This is a genomic window from Sphaerisporangium sp. NPDC088356 (genome assembly GCF_040685555.1).
Lineage (GTDB): Bacteria > Actinomycetota > Actinomycetes > Streptosporangiales > Streptosporangiaceae > Sphaerisporangium.
On sequence record NZ_JBFBIK010000064.1, the window covers coordinates 16,690 to 42,262 of the forward strand.

17 protein-coding genes are annotated in these 25,573 nt (G+C 68.7%); 13 read left to right on the forward strand and 4 right to left on the reverse strand.

Going from position 1 to position 25,573, the window contains the following annotated elements; translation table 11 throughout:
• The first annotated feature begins 50 nt into the window (after window positions 1–50).
• The gene (gene fabG, locus AB0O34_RS22715; RefSeq protein ID WP_363918320.1) at window positions 51–800 is read left to right on the forward strand and encodes a 3-oxoacyl-ACP reductase FabG; all 750 of its coding nucleotides are present in this window, start codon (window positions 51–53) and stop codon (window positions 798–800) included.
• Between the two features lie 11 nt (window positions 801–811).
• Here the strand turns inward: fabG and AB0O34_RS22720 are convergent, their stop codons facing one another.
• Together AB0O34_RS22720 and AB0O34_RS22725 are read right to left on the reverse strand one after the other, a co-directional pair.
• The gene (locus AB0O34_RS22720; protein WP_363918322.1) at window positions 812–1,525 is read right to left on the reverse strand and encodes an anti-sigma factor antagonist; all 714 of its coding nucleotides are present in this window, start codon (window positions 1,523–1,525) and stop codon (window positions 812–814) included.
• 273 nt (window positions 1,526–1,798) lie between these two features.
• Window positions 1,799–2,845: a zinc-dependent alcohol dehydrogenase family protein gene (locus tag AB0O34_RS22725; RefSeq protein ID WP_363918324.1), complete on the reverse strand. Its 1,047-nt coding sequence runs from the start codon at window positions 2,843–2,845 to the stop codon at window positions 1,799–1,801.
• 239 nt (window positions 2,846–3,084) lie between these two features.
• Here AB0O34_RS22725 and AB0O34_RS22730 point away from each other — a divergent pair, with 239 nt between their 5' ends.
• The 4 genes from AB0O34_RS22730 to AB0O34_RS22745 all read left to right on the forward strand — a co-directional run bounded on the left by AB0O34_RS22730 (window position 3,085) and on the right by AB0O34_RS22745 (window position 7,455).
• Window positions 3,085–3,636 (forward strand): DUF2243 domain-containing protein, encoded by a 552-nt coding sequence (locus AB0O34_RS22730; protein WP_363918326.1) that lies wholly within the window; start codon window positions 3,085–3,087, stop codon window positions 3,634–3,636.
• Window positions 3,603–4,436 carry a cytochrome c oxidase assembly protein gene (locus AB0O34_RS22735; RefSeq protein ID WP_363918328.1) on the forward strand — a complete coding sequence of 278 codons (834 nt, stop codon included), beginning with the start codon at window positions 3,603–3,605 and terminating at the stop codon, window positions 4,434–4,436. Before AB0O34_RS22730 ends, AB0O34_RS22735 begins: the two co-directional genes overlap by 34 nt.
• 235 nt (window positions 4,437–4,671) lie before the next feature.
• Window positions 4,672–6,324: a catalase gene (locus AB0O34_RS22740; RefSeq protein WP_363918330.1), complete on the forward strand. Its 1,653-nt coding sequence runs from the start codon at window positions 4,672–4,674 to the stop codon at window positions 6,322–6,324.
• Between the two features lie 156 nt (window positions 6,325–6,480).
• Window positions 6,481–7,455, forward strand: a complete 975-nt coding sequence (locus AB0O34_RS22745) for a YihY/virulence factor BrkB family protein (protein WP_363918332.1) — start codon at window positions 6,481–6,483, stop codon at window positions 7,453–7,455.
• Window position 7,456: 1 nt separating this feature from the next.
• On the opposite strand, the gene AB0O34_RS22750 is transcribed toward AB0O34_RS22745, so the two are convergent.
• Window positions 7,457–7,975, reverse strand: coding sequence for an Lrp/AsnC family transcriptional regulator (locus tag AB0O34_RS22750; RefSeq protein WP_363918333.1), 519 nt, complete (start codon window positions 7,973–7,975; stop codon window positions 7,457–7,459).
• Window positions 7,976–8,130: 155 nt separating this feature from the next.
• On the opposite strand from AB0O34_RS22750, the gene AB0O34_RS22755 reads away from it, so the two are divergent.
• From AB0O34_RS22755 to AB0O34_RS22780, 6 genes are all read left to right on the forward strand, one after another.
• A complete protein-coding gene (locus tag AB0O34_RS22755; protein WP_363918335.1) occupies window positions 8,131–10,482 on the forward strand; it encodes a pyruvate dehydrogenase in 2,352 nt (783 codons plus the stop codon).
• A gap of 54 nt (window positions 10,483–10,536) precedes the next feature.
• Entirely contained in the window at window positions 10,537–10,962 is a 426-nt protein-coding gene (locus AB0O34_RS22760) for a PH domain-containing protein (RefSeq protein WP_363918337.1), read from the forward strand.
• A gap of 123 nt (window positions 10,963–11,085) precedes the next feature.
• Entirely contained in the window at window positions 11,086–13,749 is a 2,664-nt protein-coding gene (locus AB0O34_RS22765; RefSeq protein ID WP_363918339.1) for an exo 1,3/1,4-beta-D-glucan glucohydrolase, read from the forward strand.
• Window positions 13,750–14,232: 483 nt separating this feature from the next.
• Window positions 14,233–22,527 (forward strand): LamG-like jellyroll fold domain-containing protein, encoded by an 8,295-nt coding sequence (locus tag AB0O34_RS22770; protein ID WP_363918341.1) that lies wholly within the window; start codon window positions 14,233–14,235, stop codon window positions 22,525–22,527.
• A gap of 163 nt (window positions 22,528–22,690) precedes the next feature.
• Window positions 22,691–23,044, forward strand: coding sequence for a hypothetical protein (locus tag AB0O34_RS22775; protein WP_363918343.1), 354 nt, complete (start codon window positions 22,691–22,693; stop codon window positions 23,042–23,044).
• Between the two features lie 138 nt (window positions 23,045–23,182).
• Complete coding sequence (locus AB0O34_RS22780; RefSeq protein WP_363918345.1) at window positions 23,183–23,617, forward strand: putative glycoside hydrolase; 435 nt, start codon at window positions 23,183–23,185, stop codon at window positions 23,615–23,617.
• 147 nt (window positions 23,618–23,764) lie between these two features.
• On the opposite strand, the gene AB0O34_RS22785 is transcribed toward AB0O34_RS22780, so the two are convergent.
• Window positions 23,765–24,181 carry a RidA family protein gene (locus AB0O34_RS22785; RefSeq protein ID WP_363918347.1) on the reverse strand — a complete coding sequence of 139 codons (417 nt, stop codon included), beginning with the start codon at window positions 24,179–24,181 and terminating at the stop codon, window positions 23,765–23,767.
• 172 nt (window positions 24,182–24,353) lie between these two features.
• Between AB0O34_RS22785 and AB0O34_RS22790 the strand changes: the two genes are divergently transcribed.
• Together AB0O34_RS22790 and AB0O34_RS22795 are read left to right on the forward strand one after the other, a co-directional pair.
• Entirely contained in the window at window positions 24,354–25,289 is a 936-nt protein-coding gene (locus tag AB0O34_RS22790) for an oxidoreductase (RefSeq protein ID WP_363918349.1), read from the forward strand.
• Between the two features lie 98 nt (window positions 25,290–25,387).
• The coding region (locus tag AB0O34_RS22795; protein WP_363918351.1) for a hypothetical protein at window positions 25,388–25,573 on the forward strand (186 nt) is incomplete at its 3' end.

Sequence of the window (25,573 nt, forward strand, 5' to 3'; positions counted from 1 at the left end):
GCACGGCGCCGCCGCGGGCGGGCGGAAGCGGCTGCCGCCGGGTGCCTCACGTGACCGGCGGCGGGCTGGTGCCGGGTCGTACGGCCCTGGTCACCGGGGCCGGGCAGGGCATCGGGCTGGCCATCGCCCGCATCCTGCACGAGCACGGGGCCAGGGTCGTGGTGACCGACCAGGACGCCGCGCTGGCCGCGACGGCTGCCGAACGGCTGGGTGGCGGGGAGCCGGTGTCCTCGCTCGGATGCGACGTCACCGACGAGGAGGCGGTCACGGCCGCCGTGAACCACGCCGTCGAACGCTTCGGCACGCTGGACATCCTGGTCAACAACGCGGGGATCACGCGGGACGCCACCCTGCGCAAGATGACCCTCGCCGACTTCGAGGCGGTGGTGGACGTCCATCTGAAGGGAACGTGGCTCGGCGTGCGGGCGGCGGCGGAGGTGATGCGCGCGGCCGGATCCGGTTCGATCATCAACATCTCCTCCCTGTCTGGTAAGTCGGGCAATTTCGGGCAGACGAATTACAGCGCCGCCAAGGCGGGCATCATCGGGCTCACCAAGGCCGCCGCCAAGGAGCTGGCTCCCCGCGGCGTCCGGGTCAACGCCGTGCAGCCGGGGCTCATCCGCACCGCGATGACCGCGGCCATGCCGCCCGACGTCTTCGCCGCCAGAGAGGCCGACATCCCGCTGAAGCGGGCGGGTGAGCCGCACGAGGTGGCGGGCGCCGTCCTCTTCCTCGCCTCGGACCTGTCGAGCTACATGACCGGCACGGTCCTGGAGGTCGGCGGTGGCCGCTTCATGTGAGGGCGAACCGGTCAGGAGGCCGGGGTCGCCTGGCCGGGCGGCAGGTCGTTGCCCGCGTCCGGTGTTTCCAGCATGGTGGACGGCTCCTGGGCGGCCGGCGTGGTTTCCAAGAGATCCATAGCGGCAGGCCGGTCCAAGGCGGAGGGTGTCTCAAAGGCCGGGGCGGCGGCTGCCGCCGGTTCCAGGAGGGAAGCCGGGGCCATCGTTGGTTCCAGGGGGGAAGCCGGGGCCATCGTTGGTTCCAGGGGGGACTGCGCGGTCACGAGTGGTTCCAAGGGGGAGTGCGGGGCCACCGGCGGTTCCAGGACCGACGGGACGGCGATCGCCGGGGGCGCGGGCATTCGGGGGTCCAGGATGGGGGATGCCCGCCGCAGGGCCTCCTCGACGGTGGCGTAGCTGTCGAAGGCGTTGTGCAGCCCAGTGATCGTCAGCACGCGCAGCAGCGTGCCCTGCAGGCCGCTGACCATCAGGGCATGGCCGGTGTTCTGGCTGCGCCGCAGCACGGCGATCAGCTCGCTCAGCCCGACGGAGTCGCAGAAGGTGACCTCGGAAAGGTCGAGGATGATGGCGGATATGCCCGGGATTTCCCAGACACCGCCGAGCTCGCCCCGGAGGAGCGGGGCGGAACGGTAGTCCAGCTCGCCTCGAACTTGGACGACTACCGCGCTTTCCTGTATGCCGCGAGAGACGCTGAGTCCCTGTTGCGGATCGGCTCCAAACTGCATGATCAGCTCCTTTGGCCTGCGGGTGTCAGGGCAGGCATGAATCCCTTCCTACCAGTTCCGGTGCGCACTTAACGCCGCCCGAGCCCCCCGGATGCGGTCTCCGGCCCCGGACCACCATCTCCGGGACGTACGGACCCATGGCGGCGCGGCGCTTCACGGCCGATGGTGTGAAGTGGAAGAGGAGCAGGGAATCAGTCCTTGACGGCGCCGGTGAGCCCGGTGACGAAGTACCTCCGAAGCCCCAGGAACAGGAGGATCACCGCTACGGGCGGCCTACGGATGACCGGGGAGGATCATCGTCACTCCGGGGGTGCCCATGGTCCCCATGGCGGCCAGGGCCTCCGGGGCCTCGCCGAGGCCGATCGTGCGGGTGATGAGCAGCTCCGGCCGCAGCGTCCCGCCGGTGATCATCGCCAGCATGGGCGGGTACGCGTGCGCGGCCATGCCGTGGCTGCCGACGATCTCCAGTTCGAGCGCGATGACCCGGTCCATCGGGATGGCCGGATGCCCGGCGACCCGGGGCAGCAGGCCGACCTGTACGTGCCGTCCGCGCCGCCGCAGGCTCTCGATGGCGACGCCGCAGGTGGCGGCGCTGCCGAGCGCGTCGACGGTGAGATGGGCGCCCCCGCCGGTGATCTCCCGGACGCGCTCGGACCCGTCCGCGGTCTCCACGAGGACGGTTTCCGCGGCACCGAAGCGCGCCGCCAGTTCGAGCGCGGTGGGGGAGACGTCGACGGCGACCACCCGGGCGCCGCTCGCGGCGGCGATCATCACCGCCGACAGGCCGACGCCGCCGCACCCGTACACCGCCACCCACTCGCCGGCCGCCACGCGCCCCTGCGAGACGACCGCGCGGAAGGCGGTGGAGAAGCGGCACCCGAGGCTCGCGGCGGTCGGGAAGGACATGGAGCCGGGCAGGCGGACGAGGTTGACGTCGGCATGCTCGACGGCGACGTACTCGGCGAACGAGCCCCAGTGTGTGAACCCGGGCTGGGTCTGGTTCTCGCAGACCTGCGCGTCGCCGGCCGCGCATGCCGGGCACCGTCCGCAGGCGCAGATGAAGGGGGTGGTGACGCGGTCGCCGGGACGCCACCGCGTCACGTCGCCGCCGACCGCCTCGACGACGCCGGCCAGCTCATGCCCCGGCACATGCGGAAATTTCCGGATATCGGGGTCGTGGCCCATCCAGCCGTGCCAGTCGCTCCGGCACAGTCCTGTCGCCTCCACCCTGATCACGGCACCCGCGCGCGGTGGCTCAGGATCGGCCACCTGGCGGACCTCCGGCTGCTCGCCGAACCCGTCGTACCGCACCGCGCGCACCGGCTTCTCCGTCCACCCGACTCCGCCACCGAACGGGACGATTGTCTCCTACCGGACATCCAACCGAAGACCGGGCCGACCGGTCAGGCACGGCCGCGGTCGCCGCGTTCGCTTCGGGGTGATCACGCTCCGCGCAAGCAGATGATCAAGCCCGGCTTACACGCCGCCACGCGGGGGGAGGTGACGGACGTGATCGGAGAACCGGTACCTCCATCGCTTGCCGAATCGGGGAGGCGACCATGATGGCGACCAGACCGGCCGGCGGGGCCGGTGGAGAGCGCGATGTCATGCTGCCGGGCATCGTCCTCGGCGTGGGGCTGGGCGGGTTCGTCGACGGGATCCTGCTGCACCAGGTGCTCCAGTGGCATCACATGCTGAGCAGTACGGACAGCGACAACATCGGCGTGCGCTACTACTCGCCCCACACCGTCACCGGGCTGGAGATGAACACGATGTGGGACGGCTTCTTCCACGTGTTCACCTGGCTCGCGGTGCTCGCCGGCCTCGGCCTGCTGTACTCGCGGGTCACCCACTCGCGCGGCAGGATCTGGAGATCCCGCGTGCTGTGGGGGTGGGGCCTGGTCGGGTGGGGGCTGTTCAACCTCGTCGAGGGGACCGTGGACCACCACATCCTGGCCATCCACCACGTGCGCACCGATGCCTACCAGACATGGTGGGACATCGGGTTCCTCGTCCTTGGTGCCCTGCTGATCGCGGGCGGCCTGCTGCTGCAGCGAGGCGGCACGGTCGTCGACCTGTGCACGGACCGCTCCTCCTCGCGGGAGGCCTGACCGTGCACGCGCACGAGACCCACGGCCAAGGGGCGGCACTCGCGGTGGTCGCCGCCGCCGTCCTGCTCGCGGGTTGCTACGCCGTGCTCGCGGCCCGGCGGCGCGGGAAGGCCAGAGGGTGGAGCCACCGGCGCACGGCGAGCTTCGCCGTGGGCGCGACGCTCCTGCTGGTGGGCTCGCTGCCGCCGGTCGCGTCGTTCGCCGGGCACGACTTCCGCGGGCACATGCTCCAGCATCTCCTCCTCGGGATGCTGGCGCCGCTCGGCCTGGTCATCGGCGCTCCGGTGACGCTCGTGCTGCGATCGGCCTCGCCTCGCCACCGGCGCGCCCTCACGGTGGTGCTGAGAAGCCGGGCCTTCCACGCCGTCGCCGACCCGTGGGTCGCGCTGGTGCTCAACGTGGGCGGTCTCGCGGCGCTGTACCTCACCCCGCTGTACCGGGCGACGGCCGGCCATCCGGTGCTCCATCACCTGGTCCACGCCCACTTCCTGCTCGCGGGCTGTCTGTTCGCCTGGGTGATCGCGGGGCCCGATCCAGCCCCGGGCCGCCCCTCGGTGCCGCGCCGGCTGGTCGTGCTCGGCGTGGCTGTCGCGGTTCACGCCACGCTGTCCCAGCTCATGTACGCCGGGCTCCTCGTCGACGTCCCGGTGCCCGCCGCCCAGCTCCGGGGCGGCGCCGAGATCATGTACTACGGAGGGGACGTCGCCGAGCTGCTGCTGGCCTTCGCGATGGTCGTCACCTGGCGCCCGGCCAGGCTGAGGCGCCGGCGCGTGACCTCCCCGCCCGCCTACGCGTCCTGAGCCTCGCCCTCGTCATCCGGGGGCGGATCGGGGAGGCGTCGGCCGGCGACGAGGTGGGGCAGCAGACCGCGACCCTGCCCTCGACCAGGATCGCGGTGCGGTGGGCCGGCGCGATCGGGCTCGGGCGCTGTGATGGTCGACACAGCACCCGTTTTTGACTGAAGTGTGAGCTTTAGCGGTGGCGAAAACGGATAGGGGTTCACGACCGTGACCGCCACAGGAGGGAGCCGTCGTCATGACGGACGTGTCGAGCACCGGACCGGAGCCCAATGACGAGCGACCGGTGCTGACGAACCGGCAAGGCCACCCGATCTACGACAACCAGAACCAGCGGACGGTCGGCGCGCGCGGCCCCGCGACGCTGGAGAACTACCAGTTCCTGGAGAAGATCAGCCACTTCGACCGCGAGCGCATCCCCGAGCGTGTCGTGCACGCGCGCGGCATCACGACATACGGGTTCTTCGAGGCGACCGGCTACCTCGGGGACGAGCCGATCAGCCGCTACACCCGCGCCGCGCCGTTCCGCGAGCAGGGCAAGCGCACCGACGTCGCCGTCCGCTTCTCAACGGTGATCGGTGGGAGGGACTCCTCGGAGTCCGCCCGCGACCCGCGCGGCTTCGCCGTGAAGTTCTACACCGAGGACGGCAACTGGGACCTCGTCGGCAACAACCTCGCGGTGTTCTTCATCAGGGACGCCATCAAGTTCCCCGACGTCATCCACTCGCTCAAGCCGGACCCTGTGACGTTCCACCAGGAACCGAAGCGGATCTTCGACTTCATGTCGCAGACGCCCGAGAGCATGCACATGATCATCAACCTGTTCAGCCCCCGGGGCATCCCGTCGGACTACCGTCACATGCAGGGGTTCGGCGTCAACACCTACAAGTGGGTGAACCAGCGCGGTGAGACCCACCTGGTGAAGTACCACTGGATCCCGAAGCAGGGCGTCAGGAGCATGACCGCCGCCGACGCGGCCATCGTCCAGGGGCGCGACCTCGGGCACGCCACCAAGGACCTCCAGGACGCGATCGACCGCGGCGAGTACCCGGAGTGGGAGCTGCGGGTGCAGATCATGACCGACGACGAGCACCCCGAGCTGGACTTCGACCCGCTGGACGACACCAAGGTGTGGCCCGAGGACCGGTTCCCTGCCCTGCCCGTCGGGCGGATGGTCCTGAACAGCAACGTCCGGAACTTCTTCGCCGAGAACGAGCAGATCTCGTTCGGCACGGGCGTGCTGATCGACGGGCTCGACTTCTCCGACGACAAGATGCTCGTCGGGCGGACGTTCTCCTACAGCGACACCCAGCGCTACCGGGTGGGCCCGAACTACCTGCAGCTGCCGGTGAACCAGGCCAAGCACGCCGAGGTCCGTACGAACCAGCGCGACGGGCAGATGACCTATCACGTCGACGGCGAGGGGGAGAACCCGCACGTCAACTACGAGCCCTCCATCACCGGCGGGCTGCGCGAAGGGCGGTACCCGGCCCACGACGAGCAGGGCCCGGTCATCAGCGGGCGGCTGACACGCAAGCGCATCCCGCGGACCAACGACTACCAGCAGGCGGGCCAGCGCTACCTGCTCATGGAGGAGTGGGAGCGCGACGACCTGGTGCTCAACTTCACCACCATGATCGGCGAGTGCGATCGCGCCGTTCAGGAGCGGATGGTCTGGCACTTCCTCATGGTCGAGGACGATCTCGGGCTGCGCGTGGGCGCGGGCCTCGGCATCGATCCCGAGGACGTCGCGCACCTGGAGCCGCTGGCGAGCCAGGACCTGACCGTGGAGGACAAGCAGCGGCTGTCCAACCTCGGCAAGAACGGCCCTCGCGACGTGACAGGTCTGAAGATGACCCACTGCGTCCCCAACGAGAGGTTCGTGCCCTAGGCGCCGCCGGGGGGAGCGAGAGCGCCCCGCACCGGAGGACCGAACGGCCTCCCGGAGCGGGGCGCTCGCCGTCACGGAGGGGTGTTTGCCCCTCCGGTGTCAGGGCAGCCGCGGTCGGGGAGCGGACAGTGCCTTGACCAGAAGACGGTGCATGCCATGACACATCACGACATCCGGCCTGGTTCGGAAGGCGCGGTCGAGGCGGCGCCCAAGGGCCCGTTGGAGCTTTCCGGGCGATCGTGGTGGTCGGTGCTCAAGCGCACCGTGAAGGAGTTCCAGCAGGACGACGTCACCGACTGGGCCGCCGCCCTGACCTACTACGCCGTGCTGTCGATGTTCCCGGCCCTGCTGGCCGCCATCTCTCTGCTCGGCCTGTTCGGCAGGTCCGCGACCCAGCCGCTCATCGACAACCTGGGCGCCCTGGCCCCCGGCCCCGCCCGGCAGATCATCGAAACCGTGCTCCAGTCCCTGCAGGGCAGCCAGCGCGCGGCCGGCATCACCACGATCATCGGCATCGCCGTCGCGCTGTGGTCGGCCTCCGGGTACGTCGGGGCGTTCATGCGCGCCGCGAACGTCATGTACGAGATACCGGAGGGCCGGCCGATCTGGAAGACCCTGCCGCTGCGCCTCGGCATCACCGCCGTCCTGGTCGTGCTGATGGCGGTCGGCGCGGTGGCCGTCGTGTTCACCGGTGGCCTCGCCGACCAGGCCGGGAAGGTGCTCGGCATCGGCGACACCGCGCTGACCGTCTGGGGCGTCGCCAAGTGGCCGGTGCTCGTGGTCATCGTGACGGCGGTCCTCGCCCTGCTGTACTGGGCGGCGCCCAACGTCGAGCATCCCGGGTTCCGCTGGGTCACCCCCGGCAGCATCCTCGCCGTCGTGCTGTGGATCGTCGCCTCCGTCGCGTTCGGGTTCTACGTCGCCAACTTCGCCACCTACAGCAAGACCTACGCGGCGCTGGCGGGCGTCATCGTCTTCCTGGTGTGGCTGTGGATCACCAACATCGCGGTGCTCCTCGGAGTGGAGTTCGACGCCGAACTGGCCCGCGGGCGCGCCATCGCGGCTGGCCTGCCCGCCGGGGAGGAGCCGTACGTCGAGCCCCGCGACACCAGGAAGATCGAGGACGACTAGCTCACGTACGCGCGCCCGGGCCGTCCGCCTGGCCCTCGTCGCCTGAGGCGGTGCGGTGGAGCAGGGGAGTGACCCGGTGGCTGACCAGCGTGCGCATCGCCAGGGCGGTGGTGGTGCGCTCCACTCCCGGGGTGGCCAGGATGCGGCCGGCGACCCGGTAGAGGTCGTCGGCGTCCTTGGCGGCGACCCTGACCAGCAGGTCGGCGTCCCCTCCGCTGATGCCGAGGACCTCGATGACCTCGGGAATGCCGGCCATACCGTCCGACACCGGCGCGAGCCTGTGCTGGTCGACGCGCACGGTGATGTAGGCGGTCAGGCGGTATCCGAGTATCTCGGGGTCGAGGCTCCGCTCGAAGGCCGCCAGCACTCCGCGCTCCTCCAGTTTGGCGAGCCTGGCCTGCACAGTGTTGCGTGACAGGCCCACCTGCTCCGCCAGCGCGAGCACGGTGGCCCGCGGGCTTTCGATGAGTGCGAGGAGCAGTCGTGCGTCGACCCGGTCGAGCGATCCCGAGCTGCGCATACTGCCTCACCTTCCTGGGGTCACCCCTACAAAACCGTGCATGAAGCTTACTTAATCGGGATGCTCTTGCGCATACCCGCCCTTGTTGGTCAGCATGGCTCAGCAAACTGCTCAACTGAGCGGCGGCCGAAGACTGCTGGAGAGGCAAGTATCCGATGAACCACATGGACCTCGTGGCCTCCTCCGCTCAGACCGCCGCGACCGACGACCTCGACGTCCTCCGCGAGATCGAGCAGCGGGTGCTGTGGCTGTCGACCGCGATGATCGACCACGCCAACCGCGTGCGCCCGAACCCGACGGGGCTCAAGGTCGGCGGCCACCAGGCGTCGAGCGCGTCCATCGTGTCGATCATGACATCGCTGTGGTTCGAGTGTCTCACCGCGGGCGACCGGGTGTCGGTCAAGCCCCACGCGTCGCCGGTGCTGCACGCCATCAACTACCTGCTGGGCGAGCTCGACGCGTCGTACCTCACCACGCTGCGCCAGTTCGGCGGGCTGCAGAGCTACCCGAGCCGCACCAAGGACCCCGATCCGGCCGACTACTCCACCGGCTCGGTCGGCATCGGGGCCACCGCGCCGATCTGGGGCGCGCTGGCCCGCCGCTACGTCGAGGCGCACTTCGGCGGGGCGGGCACCGGACGGCAGTACTCGCTCCTCGGCGACGCCGAGCTCGACGAGGGCGCCTGCTGGGAGGCCGTCCTCGACCCCCAGGTGGCGGAGCTGGGCGAGGTCGTGTGGGTCGTCGACTTCAACCGCCAGTCCCTCGACAGGGTGGTGCCCAACATGGGTGGCACCCGGCTGCAGGGCATGTTCGCCGCCGCCGGATGGCAGGTCCTGACCGTGAAGTACGGCAGGCTGCTGGAGGAGCTGTTCGCGCGGCCGGGCGGCGAGGTCCTGCGCGCGCGGATCGACCGCATGTCGAACCCCGAGTACCAGCGGCTGCTGCGCTGCGACGCCGTCGAGCTCCGGGCCCGCCTCACCGGCACGTACGCGTCCCTTCCCGGCGCCGACCCCGGCATCATCGCCGGGCTGCTCGCCGGCGTCGACGAGGCCACGCTGCACGCCGCCATCCGCAACCTCGGCGGCCACGACCTGTCCGCCCTCCGCGAGGCGTTCGCGGCCATCGACGACACCCGCCCGACCGTGATCTTCGCGTACACGGTCAAGGGATACGGGCTGGCGAGCGAGGGGCACCCCCAGAACCACTCCTCCCTGCTGACCGCCGACCAGCTGCACGCGCTCGCCGCACGGGTCGGGGCCGATCCCGCCCGGCCGTGGACGCCGTTCCCCGACGGCAGCCCCGCCGCGCTGCGCTGCGCCGACACCGCTTGGCGGCTGCGCAGGACGCCGCCACCGCCGCAGGACGTCCCGGACGTGCCGGAGGACTTCGGCCGCACGCCGCACGGCACCGCGACGACGCAGGCGGCGCTCGGGCGCACGCTGTTCGACCTCACCCGCCAGGCGCCCGCCGCCGGCGCCCGGGTGGTCACCGTCAGCCCGGACGTCAGCTCCAGCACCAACCTCGGCGGCTGGCTCAACAAGGTCGGGGTCTGGGCCACCGACGAGCGCAGGAACTGGTTCGACGACGACTCCGAGACCATCCTGCACTGGCGCGAGCGGCCCACCGGCCGGCACATCGAGCTGGGGATCGCCGAGACCAACCTCGTGGGGCTGCTCGGCGAGCTCGGGGCCACCTGGTCGCGCTGGGGGCAGCCGCTGCTGCCGATCGGCGTGGTGTACGACCCGTTCGTGGAGCGCGCCCTCGAACCCTGGTCCTTCGGCATCTACGCCGGCGGGCAGTCCATCCTGGTGGGCACGCCGTCCGGAGTCAGCCTCGGGCCTGAAGGCGGCGCGCACCAGTCCATCAAGACGCCGTCCATCGGCATCGAGCAGCCTGGCTGCACCGCCTACGAGCCCGCGTTCGCGCTCGACCTGGAGTGGTGCCTGCTGGCGTCCCTCGCGCGGCTCGGCAGGCCGGGCGGGCGGTCGGCGTACCTGCGCCTGTCCACCCGGCCCGTGGACCAGGCCCTCGCGAACATCCCGGCCGACCCCGCCGCCCGGGAGCTGCGCCGCCGTCAGGTCGTCGCCGGCGCCTACCCGCTCAGGCGCCACGAGAGTCCGGTGGTCACCATCGCGGCGATGGGGGCGGTCGTTACCGAGGCGCTCGCCGCCGCGGCCCGTCTCGGCGAGCTGGGCGTCGGCGCGGACGTCGTCTGCCTGACCAGCCCCGGTCTGGTCTTCGAGGGCATCCGCGGCCGTGGCGGCCACGGTGACGCGCCCACGTGGATCCTGGACAGCGTCTTCCCGGCGCGGCGCGCGACCCCGATCGTCACCGTCGCCGACGGCCACCCGCACACGCTGGCCTTCCTCGCGGGCGTCCACCAGGTGCCGGGCACCCACCTCGGGGTCTCGGAGTTCGGCCAGTCGGGAAGCATCGACGACGTGTACCGCTACCACGGGCTCGACACCGACAGCATCGTCGCGGCGGCCCTGGACCTCGCCGACTGAACCACGCTGCCAGGCGATTCCGCCCGCGAGTCGCGTGAGCGGTAGCGTGCCTCTATGACCGGCATATCCCGGCAGGCACGGCAGTGGCACGTCCGGCGCGAGTTCACCGCCGCCAAGTCGGCGGCGGCCGTCGCGTTCGGCGTCGTCGCGGCCGTCGTCTCCGGTGACACACGCGGCATGCTTCTCTGCGCGGCCGCCGCCGTGCTCCTCGGCGGGTTCGCCGCCCGCGACCTGATCGCCCCCATACGGCTCGCCGCCGACACCGAGGGGGTCACGGTGGTGACCGGGCTCGCGCGCCGCGAGCGGTTGCACTGGTCGGAGGTGGCGCACATCCGGGTCGCCCGGAACGCCAGGTACGGCCTGCGGTGGGAGCTGCTGGAGATCGAGACCGCCGAGACGCTGCACCTGTTCTCGTCGCTGGAGCTGGGAGCGTCGTGCATCGACGCCGCGGACGACCTCTTCCGCCTCAGGGCAGGCTGAGCGCCAATGTGGGAGAGCGCTCTATTGAGGTATTGACTCAGGGCTCTCACAGGGTCAAGATCTGCGAAGTGCGGCTGCGGGGGGCCGCCGCGACCCTCGCTGTGCCTCGAGAACGGACGCTCCATGACCACACCCCCTGTCCGATCAGGTGCTCGCCGCGGCGCGCTGGCGGTGATGGCCGGCCTGGCGATCCTGGCCACGGGCACCACCGGGATCCCTAGCGCGGGCGCCGACACCGCGAAGGGCGCAAGGCAGCCGGTGATCGGGAAGCCCGCCACCGACCATGGCTGCGCCCGCATCGAGAAGACCCTGCCGACACTGGCCGACTGGCCGAAGGTCCAGAGCGACATCAAGCAGAACCCGGCCGACGAGAAGCGGGTCGCGAAGATCCTCGCCGGCATGACGCTGGCCGAGAAGATCGGGCAGATGACCCAGCCGGAGATCTCCGCCGTCACCCCGGCCGAGGTCGCGCAGTACGGCATCGGCTCGGTGCTCAACGGCGGCGGCTCCTGGCCGGGCGGCGACAAGCACGCCACGCCGAAGGCCTGGCTCGACCTCGCCGACGCCTACTGGCAGGCGTCCGTGGGCACGCGCACGAAGATCCCGGTCATCTGGGGCATCGACGCCGTCCACGGCAACAACAACGTCTACGGCGCGACGCTCTTCCCGCACAACATCGGCCTCGGCGCCGCCCACGACCCCTGCCTCGTCCGCGACATCGGGGCCGCGACCGCCACGCAGATCCACGCGACCGGCCAGGACTGGGCCTTCGCGCCCACGCTCGCCGTCGTGCGCGACGACCGGTGGGGCCGCACGTACGAGGGCTTCTCCGAGGACCCCCGCATCACCCGGGCCTACGGGTACGAGGCCGTCAGGGGCCTGCAGGGCGGGAACTCACGGGGCATCGGCGGCAAGGGCGTCATCGCGACCGCCAAGCACTTCATCGGTGACGGCGGCACCCTCAAGGGAACAGACCAGGGGGTCAACCCCTCCTCCGAGGCCGAGATGATCAACATCCACGGCCAGGGTTACTACGGCGCGCTCGCGGCCGGCGCCCAGACCGTGATGGCGTCGTTCAACAGCTGGACCAACGCCGACCTCGGTATCAACGAGGGCAAGATGCACGGCAGCAAGCGGGCGCTCACCGACATCCTCAAGCAGAAGATGGGCTTCGACGGCGTCGTGGTCTCCGACTGGAACGGCATCGGCCAGGTCACCGGCTGCACGAACTCCAGTTGCGCGCGGGCGATCAACGCGGGCATCGACGTCGTGATGGTGCCCAACGACTGGAAGGCGTTCATCGCCAACACCATCACCCAGGTGCAGGCCGGCGAGATCCCGATGTCCCGCGTCGACGACGCGGTGACGCGCATCCTGCGGGTGAAGCTCCGCGCCGGGGTGTTCGACGCGCGCAAGCCGTCGGCCCGCTCCAGGGCCGGATCGGCCGACGCGCTCCAGGCCAGGCAGCTCGCCCGCAAGGCCGCGCGCGAGTCGCAGGTCCTGCTCAAGAACAACGGCAGGGTGCTCCCGCTCGCTCCCCGCTCCAAGGTGCTCGTGGTCGGCAAGAGCGCCGACAGCATGCAGAACCAGACCGGCGGGTGGACTCTCACCTGGCAGGGCACCGGCAACACCAACGCCGACTTCCCCAACGGCACGACGATCCTCGGCGGGCTGCGCGAGGTCCTCGGCACGTCCAACGTCACCTTCAGCGAGACCGCGGACGGCGTCGACCCCGCCGCGTACGACGCGGTCATCGCGGTCATCGGCGAGACGCCGTACGCCGAGGGCGTCGGCGACCTCGGACGCCGCACGCTCGAAGCGGCCAAGCTGTACCCCGGCGACCTCGCGGTGCTGGACAAGGTGCGCGGCAAGGGCGCGCCCGTGGTGACCGTGTACGTCACCGGCCGCCCGCTCTACGTCAACAAGGAGCTCAACCGCTCCGACGCGTTCGTGGTGGCGTGGCTCCCCGGCACGGAAGGCGGCGGCGTCGCCGACCAGCTCGTACGGACCTCCCACTGGAGCGAGGGCTACACCGGCAAGCTGTCGTACTCCTGGCCGAAGAGCGCGTGCCAGACCCCGCTCAACCCGGGTGGCGAAGGCTACGACCCGCTGTTCCCGCTCGGCTACGGCCTGCGCTACGGCCAGACCGGGTCGGTCGGCACGCTCGACGAGACCTCGCAGGACACCGCCTGCGGCTCCACGGGCGGCGGCGGCGGCACCGCCACCGAGGACCTGGAACTCTTCAACCGCACCGATGTCGCGCCGTACAAGAGCTTCATCGGCTCGCCGGAGAACTGGGGGGGCACCGAGATCGGCGTCGACGGCACCGCCGCGCACGCCGAGATCAGCGTCGTGCCCTCCGACGTCAACGTGCAGGCGGACGGCCTCAAGGCGACGTGGACCGGCGCCGGGCCGGCGCAGATCTACATGCAGAACCCGGCGGGCGGCACCGACCTGCGGGGCTACCTCAACGCCGAGGCCGCCCTGGAGTTCGACACCATCGTCCACCAGCCGCCGGCCGCCCGCACGGTGATCAGCGCGCACTGCGTGTACCCGTGCTTCTCGGCGGTGGTGGCGACCTCGCTGTTCCAGAACCTGCCGGCCGGGAGCAAGGCCACCGTCAAGATCCCGGTGTCCTGCTTCTCCCCGAACCTGGACTTCGAGAACGTCAACACGCCATTCCTCGTCTACACCGACGCCGCCTTCTCCGCCTCCTTCGCCAACGTCCGCTGGGTACCCAACGGCGCGAAGGACCCCGACGCCCGCAAGTGCAGCGATCTGACATAGATAGGCGGGCCGAAATGGATGCACGGGCCTGACGTAGCCCGGCCGTCATCGGCAGACCGGTATAGGACCCGGAACAGGACTGCGGAAAGGGGATTCCCTTTCCGCAGTCCTTTCCGCGTCAGCGGGCGTGTAAGCCCCCTAATTAACCGACTGAAATATTCCCGTGGGCCGGGCCGAAACATTCTGTCATGGCTGAACGCTGATGGCGCGTAGTGACGAAGGGCGCGCGGCAACGCCTGAAAGTCCTGTGACCTGCGCTTTTATGGACTGCGTGCTTGTCGGTCCCTCCGCTCCGGGCTACCTTGCGCAACGTAATGCTGTCCCATTGTGTTGTGATCTAGATCACCATTGATCTTGGTATGGCTTTTACGTACATTATCAATGATCTTCACAGTGGCTTTATAGGTCGACACGGATCGACCCAGGAATCGTCTGCGTACCGACGCCCTGGTGGCTTTTGCATGCCTATAGAAGGGGCGGCGTATGCGTCGTTCGGGATGGTCGCGACGATTGAGAATCGCGACCCTGTATCTGGTCGCACCTATGGTGCTCATATCAGGGATCGGTGTGCCCGAAGGGCTGGTACCCGCCGCCTCCGCCGGTTCGGTCGGCGGGTCGGATGCGCAATTGTCCGCCGCCGACGTCGATAGGCCCGTTCAGCAGACCGGTACGGCGGCGGGCCGGCCGCATTTGGTGCCGTCCGACGCGACCAAAGCGGATGTGAAGCCCTCAGGAGAAGCCGGGGCCGACCGGAAGCCGCCGAAGGGCGCATTGCCGATGGACGTCCGGAACGATCTTTCCAAGGAGCCCGCCAAGGGCGGGCTGAAGCCTCCGGCGTCTCCCTATCAAAAGGCGCGGGACACGCGGAAAACGGCAGGTGCAGCTGTGACGGTCGCCGCGAGTTGTTACTACCCGTCGTGGTCGGCGTTAGGGCGCTACTCCGCAGGTACCATCGTCTCGTACTTCAACGCCACTGTGGGCATGACCGAGGCGCATGACTTCCAGGCGACGCGTGATCCGCAGGGCTCCCCGCCGACGGGCACGACGGCCTGGAATGACCTCGGCCCCTGTTACGTGTACACGCCTCCGGCGCCGCAGCCGCCGACACTCGAGGATTTCTGGCCGGGGGATGACGGGCTGGTCGGGTCGCTGACGCCGACACTGGGGGCGTGGGCCACCCCGGCCACCGGCGGGGTGTCGTACTGGTTTCAGATCTGTTCCGGGCCGTCGGGGCCATCGGGAAGCTGGGATTGGTGCAGCAGCAGTTCGTGGACCAGCGGCGGCGCATGGATCGTTCCGGCCGGGAAGCTGAAGTGGGGCAAGAGCTACTGGTGGATGGTGAAGGCCCAGGACACCTCCAACGGCCTGATCGCCACCTCGCCGTGGCTGACCCTGACCGCTGAGCCCGAGCAGCCCTCGATCAACTCGCTGCTCGGCATCGGTACCGGTGGCCGACAGTTCAACCAAGTGGCGGGCAACTACACCCAGGCCGTGACCGATGCCTCGGTGGCCACGGTGGGCCCGCCGCTGGCGGTGACGCGCACCTACAACAGCCTGGATCCGCGCAGTGACGGCATGTTCGGGGCGGGGTGGACCACGCGGTGGGACATGCGGTTGGTGGAAGAGCCGCAGACCCAGACCGTGCTGCTCACCTATCCCGGCGGCGGGCAGGCGCGGTTCGGCGCGATGGGGGACGGGACGTATGCGCCACCACAAGGCACCTATGCCACACTGGCGACGGTGACCGGTGGCGGGTGGCGGTTGATGGACAAGTCCGCCACCTCTTACCTGTTCGACGCGCAGGGGCGTGTCACCAAGGTGACCGACAACCGGGGCCGGGCCCAGGATCTGGTCTACGGCACCGACGGCAAGCTTTCCAAGGTCACCTCCACCGGTGGCCGGTCTCTGAACTTCACCTGGAATGGCGGCCACGCGACCGGCGTGTCTACCGATCCGGTGAACGGGGCGCCGTTGAGCTGGTCCTACACCTACGACGGGGACAAGCTGGTCAAGGTGTGCGGCCCGGGTTCGGCTACCGCTTGCAGCACCTACGCCTACACCGACGCCTCGCGCTACAGCACCAGCGTGCTGAACTCGATGCCCACCGGGTACTGGCGTCTGGGGGAGAGCAACGGCGGTCAAGGGGCCAAGCTCGCTGACGCGGTCGGCTGGAACCTGGGTGGCGAAGACGCCTCCTTCAGCAGCGGCGGCTATGACGCGACCGTCGGTGTGGCGGGAGCCCTGGGCGGATCGTCCGACACCGCGGTGAGGTTCGCGGGCACATCCAGCTCCAGCTCTTTCGCGCGGTTGCCGAACGCCGCGATCAGCGGCAGGGGTACGTCCCTGACTGTCGAGGCGTGGTTCAAGACCACCGGCTCGGGCGTCGTGCTCGGTCACAGCGACTCCTCGTCTTCCACACCGACGAACTTCACGCCGGCGGTGTATGTGGGCACTGACGGCAAGCTGCGCGGCCAGTTCTGGAACGGATCGGCCAACCCGATCACCTCCGCCGGCGCGGTGAACAACGGCCAATGGCACCATGTGGCGCTCTCGGGCGACGGCAGCAGCCAGACGCTGTACCTGGACGGCCAGGCGGTCGGCACGCGCAACGGCACCATCGACCACCGCGACCAGTTCTCCACGCGCCTGGGCTCGGGCTACGCCTCCGGTAGCTGGCCGGCGTCCGTCAGCAGCATGCAGATGTTCCCCTTCAAGGGCGACATCGACGAGGTGGCGATCTACGGCCGTTCGCTTGCCGCGGCCGAGATCCGGGCGCACTTCGAGGCGGGTACGGCGGGCCCGCAGATGACCAAGGCCATCCTGCCGTCCGGGCGGGTGCTGGCACAGAACGCCTACGCCGCTGACAGCGGTCGCCTGCAGACCCACGCCGACGTCAACGGGGGCCTTTGGAAGCTGAGCGCGTTGCAGTACAGCAAAGACCCCAAGGGGGACCCGCAGGCCACCATCACGGTCACCGACCCGCACAACGGCCCGCTGACCTCGGTGCACGACGCGCTTCGCGGTCTCAGAGCGACCAGCGAAACCGACCAGCTCACCAAAAAGACGACGTACGAATACGACACCGGCGGTTATCCAGCGAAGATCACCGACCGGAACGGCAACACAGTACAGCTCACGCACGACGAGCGCGGCAACGAGCTCAGCGTGACAAAGTGCCGGTCCGCAGGGAACTGCCAGACCTCCTACATCAGCTACTACCTCAACACCTCGGACAAGTTCGACCCGCGCAATGACCAGATGACCGCCTACAGGGATGAGCGGTCGACGAGCAGCACCAGCAATACCTATGCCACCAAGTGGGAGTACACGGCGTTCGGGGAGCAGGCCAAGCAGACCACCCCGGCCACCACGGACTTCCCCAATGGTCGCTCCACCGCCTACGCCTACACCGACGGGACGGAGACAGCGGTCGGTGGTGGCCAGACGCCTGCCGGTCTCCTGAAGACTAAGACCGATCCCAAGGGCAATCAGCGCATCTACGCCTATACCGCCGCAGGCGACCTGGCGCAGGTCACCGAGCCCACCGGGCTGGTTACCGAGCACACCTACGACGCGATCGGCCGCAAGACCTCCAGCAGCCAGATATTCGCAGGTCAAGCAGGCGAGGAGCCGCCACCGGCCGGTGCCAACGGGCTGGTGGCCGCATACGGATTCGACGCCGGGACCGGGACGGCCATCGCCGACGATTCCGGGCACTCCCAAGCCGGCGTGGCCACCGGCACATCGTGGTCGGCGTCCGGGAAATATGGGAAGGCGCTGTCGTTCGACGGCGCATCCTCCTTGGTGACGGTGCCCGACTCGCCGTCCTTGAGGCTGTCGCAAGGAATGACCCTGATGGCTTGGGTCAAGCCCGCCGCTCTGGACAACTGGCGGCAGGTCCTGATGAAGGAATTCACCGGCGGGATGTCCTACGGGCTGTATGCCTCCGACGGGTCGCAGCCCAACGGCTGGGCGGTCAACACCGACGGGACGGAGGGCAATGTCTACCCCCCGCGGGGCCTTCCCCTCAATACCTGGTCGCACATCGCGGTGACCTACGATGGCGCCAAGCTCCAGTTCTACGTGGACGGCACCATGACGGCCGAGCGGGACTTCTCCGGCTCTCTGCGTGCCGACGGCGGTCCGTTGCGGATCGGTGGCAACAGCGTCTGGGGCGAGCATTTCTCCGGGCTGATCGACGAGGTGCGCGTCTACAACCGGGCACTTCCGGAGACCGAGATCCAGTCCGACAAGGACACCCCGGTCGCCGGTTCGGGACAGCAGAGCGCCCCCAGCACGACGTCCACGACCAGCACGACCACCATGACGTCCTTCGCCTACGACTCCTTTGGCCGGCTGGCCATGGCGACCGGTACAGGGGTGAAGAACCAGGTCAGCGGGGTCACCCACACCGCTGAGGCCCGTTACACCTATGACGACGACAGCAACAAGCTGACCGAGACGCTGGCCGACCTGACCGGTGGCGACCCGGCCCGTACGACCACCTACGAGTACGACACTTACGGTCGCGTCGAGAAGGTCACCGGCCCGGAGGGTGGGGCCAAGCTCACCGCCTACGACCACATGGGGAGGGTCGTCAGCACGACCGACGCGGCCGGGGCGACCTACAACTATGGCTACACCTCGCGGGGCGAGCCCGCCACCACCACGCTGAAGGGATGGACCGGCAGCCCGACCAGCCCCGAACCCGCTAGGGACGTGGTCATGCAGTCCAAGACCTACGATCCGGGCGGCCGGCTGTACTCGCAGACGGACGCGATGGGGCGCACCACCAGGTACACCTACTTCGGCGACGACCGGCTCGCCGAGGAGATCGCCGACAAGGTCAAGCTCAACGCGTCCACCACCGCGGTCGACGTGGTGCTGACCTCCTCGACCTACGACGCAGCGGGCAACCTCACCCGGCAGGTCGCCGGTGGCGGCAAGACCCGCGTCGACTACGTCTACGACGCAGCGGGCGGGATGACCTCCTCCACCTTGGATCCGACCGGACTGGGCAGGAAGACCGCCTACGTCTACGACGCCAACACCAACGTCACCCAGGAGACCTTGTCGGGCACCGGCACAACACGGACGGAGGCCAAGTCCTACCGTTACGACGCCGGTGACCGGCTCATCGAGCAGACCGTCGAGAACGGCGCCACGGACCTTACTACCTCGTGGACGGTCGACGACCGCGGCCTCGTCACCGAGATCACCGACCCGCGCGGCCACGCCCCAGGCGCGACCCGCATGGACTACACCTCGCTGATCAGCTATGACGCCCTCGGCAGGCCGATCAAGACACAGGGTCCGCCGGTAAAGATAGAGCTTGGCGGTGCGGCAGCGGTCAACGAGCGGCCCACCGTGCAAATGGGTTACAACACGGCGGGGCAGGAGACCCACAAGACCGCGCCGGACAACCGGACCACTCTCACCACCTACGACAAGGCCGGACGGGTCACCTCAGTCACCGGGACCCCCTACACGCCACCCGGTGGGACCTCCGTGACGCCACTGACCTCATTCGGCTACGACGCCGCAGGACGCGTCACTTCGGTGACTGACCCCCGTGGCAACACATCCAACTCCACCTATGACGTTCTGGGCCGCACGGTTCGCATCACCGATCCGCCCGCCACGCAGGGAGCGACGCGTGGTGTCTCGGACTACACCTACACCCTCACCGGAGAGCGCCTCTCGGCGACTGACCCGACCGGAGCCCGTGCCGAGGCCACCTACGACGGCATGGGCCGCCAAGTCACCTCCACGCGGATCGAGCGTAAGCCGACCGCCGCCGCACTCACCACGACCAGCGAATACGACACGGCGGGAAACCTGGTCGCGGTGAAGCGGCCCGCTGGCAACCGCAGCCAGATGACGGTCAACGCAGCCGGGGAGATCGAAGCGGAGACCGACGCGCTGGGCAAATCCACCACCTTCGCCTATGACCCGGCCGGCCGGATGACCAAGGCGACCGACGCGCTGGGCAACGCGACGTCGGCCGAATACGACCTGGCGGGGCGGAAAATCGCCGCCAAGGACCTCAACCCCTCGGGCACCGTCCTGCGCACCTACGGTTTCGACTACGACGCCGCCGACAATGCCATCGCCGAGACCAGCCCTGAAGGTCACGTCATCCGCCGGTCCTTCGACGCCGCTGACCGGGTGACGCAACTGGTAGAGCCCGTGTCGGCCAGTAAGACGATCACCACGTCATTCGGATACGACGCCGCGGGACAACGAACGCGCACCACCGACGGGCGTGGCAACGCCTTCATCGCCACCTACAATTCACTCGGCCTGGTGGAATCCCGTATCGACCCGGCGACACAGGCCCATCCCAATCTGCCGGACCGCACCTGGACCGCAGCGTACGACGCGTCCGGGAACCTGGTCAGCGTCCTGCAACCCGGCGGGGTCCGCATCACCAGCACCTACGACAACCTGAACCGCCTGGTGAACGAGACAGGATCCGGGGCCGAGGCAGCCACCCAGAGCAACACCTTCGGCTACGACCTGGCCGGGCGGCGTACCAGTGCGGGCGACCTCAACTTCACCTTCAACGACCGCGGCCTGCTGCTCAAGACCGCCGCGACCGGCAGCTCCAGCGACCTGTCATCGTTCGGCTACGACGCCAACGATCGGCTGGCCCAGCGCACCGACGCCTCCGGCTCGGCGACGTTCACCTGGGACAACGCCGACCGCCTCAAGACGTTCAGCGACCCGGTCACCGCCACCACCCTGACCTACGGCTACGACAACGCCGACAAGCTCACCAATATCGACTACGGCACCAGCGGCCCCAAGCGCACCTACTCCTACGACCCGATGGACCGCCTCACCGGCGACACGCTCAAGACCTCTGCCGGCGCCGCCATCGCCTCCATCACCTACGGCTACGACCGCGACGACAACCTCACCACCAAGACCACCGCCGGAACCGCCGGCGCGGGCACCAACACTTACGCCTACGACCACAGCAACCGGCTGACCTCCTGGACCGCCCCCGGCGGCGCCGTCACCAACTATGCCTGGGACGACTCAGGAAACCGCATCCAAGCTGGCACCAAGACCTTCACCTACGACGAACGCAACCGGCTGCTCTCCGGCGACGGCACCACCTACACCTACACCGCACGCGGCACCACCGCCACCGAGACCAAGGGCAACGTCACCAAGGTCCTGCAGTTCGACGCCTTCGACCGGATGACCAGCGATGGGGACGCCGGCTACACCTACGACGCGTTGGGTCGGCTGGCCAGCCGTACCCAGGGTGCCACCGTCGGCCGATATCTCTATGGTGACTTCGGCAACGACGTCGTGGCCAGGACTGATGGGGCCGGCGCCGAGCAGGCCACTTACAGCCGAGGCGTCGGCGGCGAACCGATCGGCATCTCCGATGGCAGCGGAGCGCGCTTCGCCTTCGCCGACCAGCACGGCGACGTCGTCGGCACCTTCGGCGCCACAGCCACCTCGCTGGCCGACTCGATCGCCTACAGCCCCTTCGGCGAGGAGACCGCCAGAACCGGCGCGAAGCACGAACTCGGCTACCAGGGCGAACTCACCGACCCCACCACCGGCAAGGTGAACATGCACGCACGCTGGTATCAGCCGGGCACCGGCACTTTCGCCAGCCGCGACAGCGCCACTCTGAATGCCGACCCCTCTGTCCAGGGCAACCGGTACACCTATGCCAACGCCGCTCCGCTGACCAACAGCGACCCGACCGGTCACAGCTCCCTGGCAATCTATTGCAGCAACTGCCCCGTGCCCGTCGTCGAGAACATGCCCGGGTACATGTGCCAGAACGGAATCTGCGTCCGGCCGGACGCGACGGAGCGATGGTGGAACGACTACATCAACTCCCCGGGCTTCGAGTACTACAACAACCCCCTGCTCTCCGATGAGGAGATCAAGCGACTCGGAGATAAGTACATGCCGAACGGCAGGCCCGTCGAAAAGGGTGTGCCGTTCTGGGACATGAGCCCTGAGGCGCAAGAGCTGTACATGCAGAATTACAGCTCTTTGCTGACGCATGAAGAGCTTCTTCGGAACGCCGCGCTGTCCATGATGAGCGCCGGGGACATTAAGGGCCTGGACGCATTGGCTAATGGCCTGCCAAGTGGCGGCAACGGCAAGAAACCGACCGGCACGGAACTCTACAACGCACTTAAAAAGAACCAAAAGCTTATCAATCTCCTTACGGAATGTCATTCTCATCTGGATAGTGCGACGTGCAGAGGGTTGATCCAGACGGCGTGGAACAACTTGCGTGCAACCCTCTGTGGGGCCACTGGTAGTGTGCCTGGGAGTCAGCCGTGCAACACCAACCCGGCGGCGAAAATGGCCCTCGGACTTTTGGGAATTCCGGTAGAGTTGTTCGAATTCCTTGCGACGACCAATCCGTACATGAGCAGGGAAAAATTCAATGCGGCCGTGATTCAGTGGGCGCAGAAACACGGAGCGAGATGTGAGCCGGACGCCGCGACTGGCCTTACGGTGTGCGGTGGACTGAAAAAGGGCTTCCACTATCCACGCGGGGGAATCACCATTGGGGGCGTTACGCTTACCGGCCCCAGGCGGGATAAACTCAGCCCGGAGTTCCGGAAGCATGAGGCGGAACATATGCGGCAGTTCAACTGGTACTATAACAAAACCGGCTTCTGGCCGACCTTTCTGGTTTATTATCTGCTTACGCAACCCCCAGGTGATCCGTGTGACAATGTCTACGAACGACAGGCCGAACGCGAGGGTGACACCGGCTATGGTTGCTAGCTCTGTCGGGATCACAAAAATCCTCTTCCTGCTGACGTGGTCCTTACGTAAGTCGACGGCCCTGGTGCTCTGTATGCTTTCTCTGGTGGCTTGCAGTCCGCTGCCTGGAGACCCGATGCCGAGGCCGGTGGGAGTCAGTCGTACCGCTGGTGGCCACATCCAAATGCTCGTTGCTCTCTGTCCCGACGAGCAACTGGCGTCTCTTGAGGTGGCGGACAACGCGACGTTGAGGCCTATCTGGAAAGTGTCTAACCCAATCGGCCCGATGAGGCGAGGCGGGTGGATATCCCTCGGTGAATCAGATGAGTTCGAAGTGCAGGACATTTCGTTGCCGGTGGATGTGCCTCAGAATATTGCCGCCACGGCTCAATTGACGAACGGTCACAGGTTCGGCTCCGCCTTCGTGCGTGATGAAATACCGCAGGATATGGCCGGTACGGGGCGCGTGCTGAACCCGGAGGGGAAAGAAGTCGCGGAAAATGAGTTTCTCCGGGAGGTCCGTGACGAATACTGTTGATTCCTCCGGACTTGGACTCAGAGTAGAGGAACATCCGCGTCAGATCGTGGCTAAGCTGCGTCGGCCCTGGTCCCCCGAGAACTGGGGGGCACCGAGATCGGCGTCGACGGCACCGCCGCGCACGCCGAGATCAGCGTCGTGCCCTCCGACGTCAACGTGCAGCAGGACGGCCTCAAGGCGACGTGGACCGGCGCCGGGCCGGCGCAGATCTACATGCAGAACCCGGCGGGCGGCACCGACCTGCGGGGCTACCTCAACGCCGAGGCCGCCCTGGAGTTCGACACCATCGTCCACCAGCCGCCGGCCGCCCGCACGGTGATCAGCGCGCACTGCGTGTACCCGTGCTTCGCGGAGGTGGTGGCGACCTCGCTGTTCCAGAACCTGCCGGCCGGGAGCAAGGCCACCGTCAAGATCCCGGTGTCCTGCTTCTCCCCGAACCTGGACTTCGAGAACGTCAACACGCCATTCCTCGTCTACACCGATGCCGCCTTCTCCGCCTCCTTCGCCAACGTCCGCTGGGTCCCCAACGGCGCGAAGGACCCCGACGCCCGCAAGTGCTCCGACCTGACTTGAACCGGCTCGCCATAGGCGGACCGGCATAGGCCGTTCCGCGGAGGGCCACGAAAAGGGCATCCCCTTTCCGTGGCCCTCTCCACGTCGGCGGGGCGTTGAGAAAGCCGCTAATTCACCGGCTGAGATGATCGGGCGTCCGGCCCCCGGTCAGGTGGTTGTGGGGACGGCGGCGACGGCTTCGATCTCGATGAGGATGTCGGGGCGGAAGAGGCCCGCTACCTGGACGAGGGAGCTGGTGGGCGGGCGGTCCACGTTGACGAACTCGTCTCGGACGGCGCGGACGGTGGCCAGGGCCGAGGTGTCCACGACGAAGATCGTGAGCTTGAAGACGTCGTCCCAGGTGGCGCCGCCCGCCTCCAGGGCGGCACCGACGTTCTGCATGACCTGGCGAGTCTGGGCCTCCCAGTCGCCCTCGGCCGCGACGGAGCCGTCCGCGGCGATCGGGACCTGACCGGAAGTCCACACGAGCCGGCTGCCCGGGGGGACGCTGGCGACGTGGCTGTACCCGTTGGTCGCGGGCAACGTCGGTGGAGTGCTGAACTCGGCGCCTGTCATGTCCAGCATGATCCCACCGCCGGCCACCGGCCCGGTGACGGGCGGGGCCAGGTGCCCCGGTGCCCTAGCCCCGCCCGCCCGTCAGGGGAAGAGTGTTCAGGCGGTGTAGGTCGGCTTCCGAGGTCCGCCGCCGAGCACGGTCGTGGCCGGTCCGGGGCGACGGGGGTGGCAGACTCCGGTGATGACCTCAGAGACCATCACCGCCGCCGCGGCCGGCACCTGGCAGCTCGGCGACCTGACAGTCAACCGGATGGGATTCGGCGCGATGCGCCTCACGGGCAGCGCCGCCTTCGACCTCGGCACGCCGAGCGATCGCGGCCGATCGATCGCCGTGCTGCGCCGCGCGATCGAGCTCGGCGTGAACCACATCGACACCGCCGCGTTCTACTTCTCGCCGCTGCGCTCCGCCAACGAGCTGATCAACAGCGCCTTGGCCCCGTACCCCGACGACCTGGTCATCACCACCAAGGTCGGGCCGGGCCGTGACCCCTCGGGTACGTGGCTGTCCCTGGCCGCACCCGAGCAGTTACGCGGCCAGGTCGAGGAGAACCTGCGCCAGCTCGGCCGTGACCACCTCGACGTGGTGAACCTGCGCGTCCACGGCCCCGACTCGATCGCCGAGCGGTTCGGCGCTCTGGCCGAGCTGCGCGACGCCGGGCTGATCCGCCACCTCGGCGTCTCCAACGTCAGGCCGTGGCAGCTCGCCGAGGCCAAGGCCATCGCGCCGGTGGTCTGCGTGCAGAACCGGTACGGCATCGACTCGCCGCCCGAGTATGACGAGTTCCTGCGCGCCTGCGGTGAGCAGGGCGTCGCGTTCGTGCCGTTCTTCGCGATCGCCGGCACCGGGCGCGAGAGGGGAGCGAGCGCTTCTGAGAGCGAGGAACTGCTCGCCGTCGCAAGTGCGCACGGGGCGACTGCGGCGCAGGTACGTCTGGCGTGGACGCTGCAGCGAGGGCCGCACGTACTGGCCATCCCGGGCACCGGCAACCCCGACCACCTGGCCCAGAACGTGGCCGCCGGCGCTCTGCGGCTCACGGAGGACGACCTGACCCGCCTCGAAACCCTCCGCCACGGGCAAGAGTGGGGGGAAGCGGGCCGCTCTCGAAGGACGACCTGACGGGCCTGGAGTCCCTGCGTCCTGGGGAGAGTCATGGACACCGGGCCGTTCTCGAAGGAGGACCTGGCCGGCCTGGAATCCGTGCGCCCCGGGGGAGAGTGAAAGGCACCGGGCCGCTGCCCACCCGAGACCGCGACCTGCCGGGCCGTCACGTCGTGGCCCGCGATCACGCCGGCGGTTCGGCGTCCGTGTTCCCGCCATCGGGGGTTGGACACGTTCTTGGGTGGGACGAGGTCGGCGCGCAGGTCTCCGAGGGCCAGCTGGACGATGCCCTCGGGGTCGTC

What these genes read in the sequence shown, in the direction of transcription:
- AB0O34_RS22750 (WP_363918333.1), bottom strand. Translation starts at nt 7,975, where the DNA reads ATGCGCAGCTCGGGATCGCTCGACCGGGTCGACGCACGACTGCTCCTC.
- AB0O34_RS22790 (WP_363918349.1), top strand. Translation starts at nt 24,354, where the DNA reads ATGACCTCAGAGACCATCACCGCCGCCGCGGCCGGCACCTGGCAGCTC.
- AB0O34_RS22730 (WP_363918326.1), top strand. Translation starts at nt 3,085, where the DNA reads ATGATGGCGACCAGACCGGCCGGCGGGGCCGGTGGAGAGCGCGATGTC.
- AB0O34_RS22720 (WP_363918322.1), bottom strand. Translation starts at nt 1,525, where the DNA reads ATGCAGTTTGGAGCCGATCCGCAACAGGGACTCAGCGTCTCTCGCGGC.
- AB0O34_RS22745 (WP_363918332.1), top strand. Translation starts at nt 6,481, where the DNA reads ATGACACATCACGACATCCGGCCTGGTTCGGAAGGCGCGGTCGAGGCG.
- AB0O34_RS22770 (WP_363918341.1), top strand. Translation starts at nt 14,233, where the DNA reads ATGCGTCGTTCGGGATGGTCGCGACGATTGAGAATCGCGACCCTGTAT.
- AB0O34_RS22755 (WP_363918335.1), top strand. Translation starts at nt 8,131, where the DNA reads ATGAACCACATGGACCTCGTGGCCTCCTCCGCTCAGACCGCCGCGACC.
- AB0O34_RS22775 (WP_363918343.1), top strand. Translation starts at nt 22,691, where the DNA reads ATGCTCGTTGCTCTCTGTCCCGACGAGCAACTGGCGTCTCTTGAGGTG.
- AB0O34_RS22785 (WP_363918347.1), bottom strand. Translation starts at nt 24,181, where the DNA reads ATGCTGGACATGACAGGCGCCGAGTTCAGCACTCCACCGACGTTGCCC.
- AB0O34_RS22740 (WP_363918330.1), top strand. Translation starts at nt 4,672, where the DNA reads ATGACGGACGTGTCGAGCACCGGACCGGAGCCCAATGACGAGCGACCG.
- AB0O34_RS22760 (WP_363918337.1), top strand. Translation starts at nt 10,537, where the DNA reads ATGACCGGCATATCCCGGCAGGCACGGCAGTGGCACGTCCGGCGCGAG.
- AB0O34_RS22765 (WP_363918339.1), top strand. Translation starts at nt 11,086, where the DNA reads ATGACCACACCCCCTGTCCGATCAGGTGCTCGCCGCGGCGCGCTGGCG.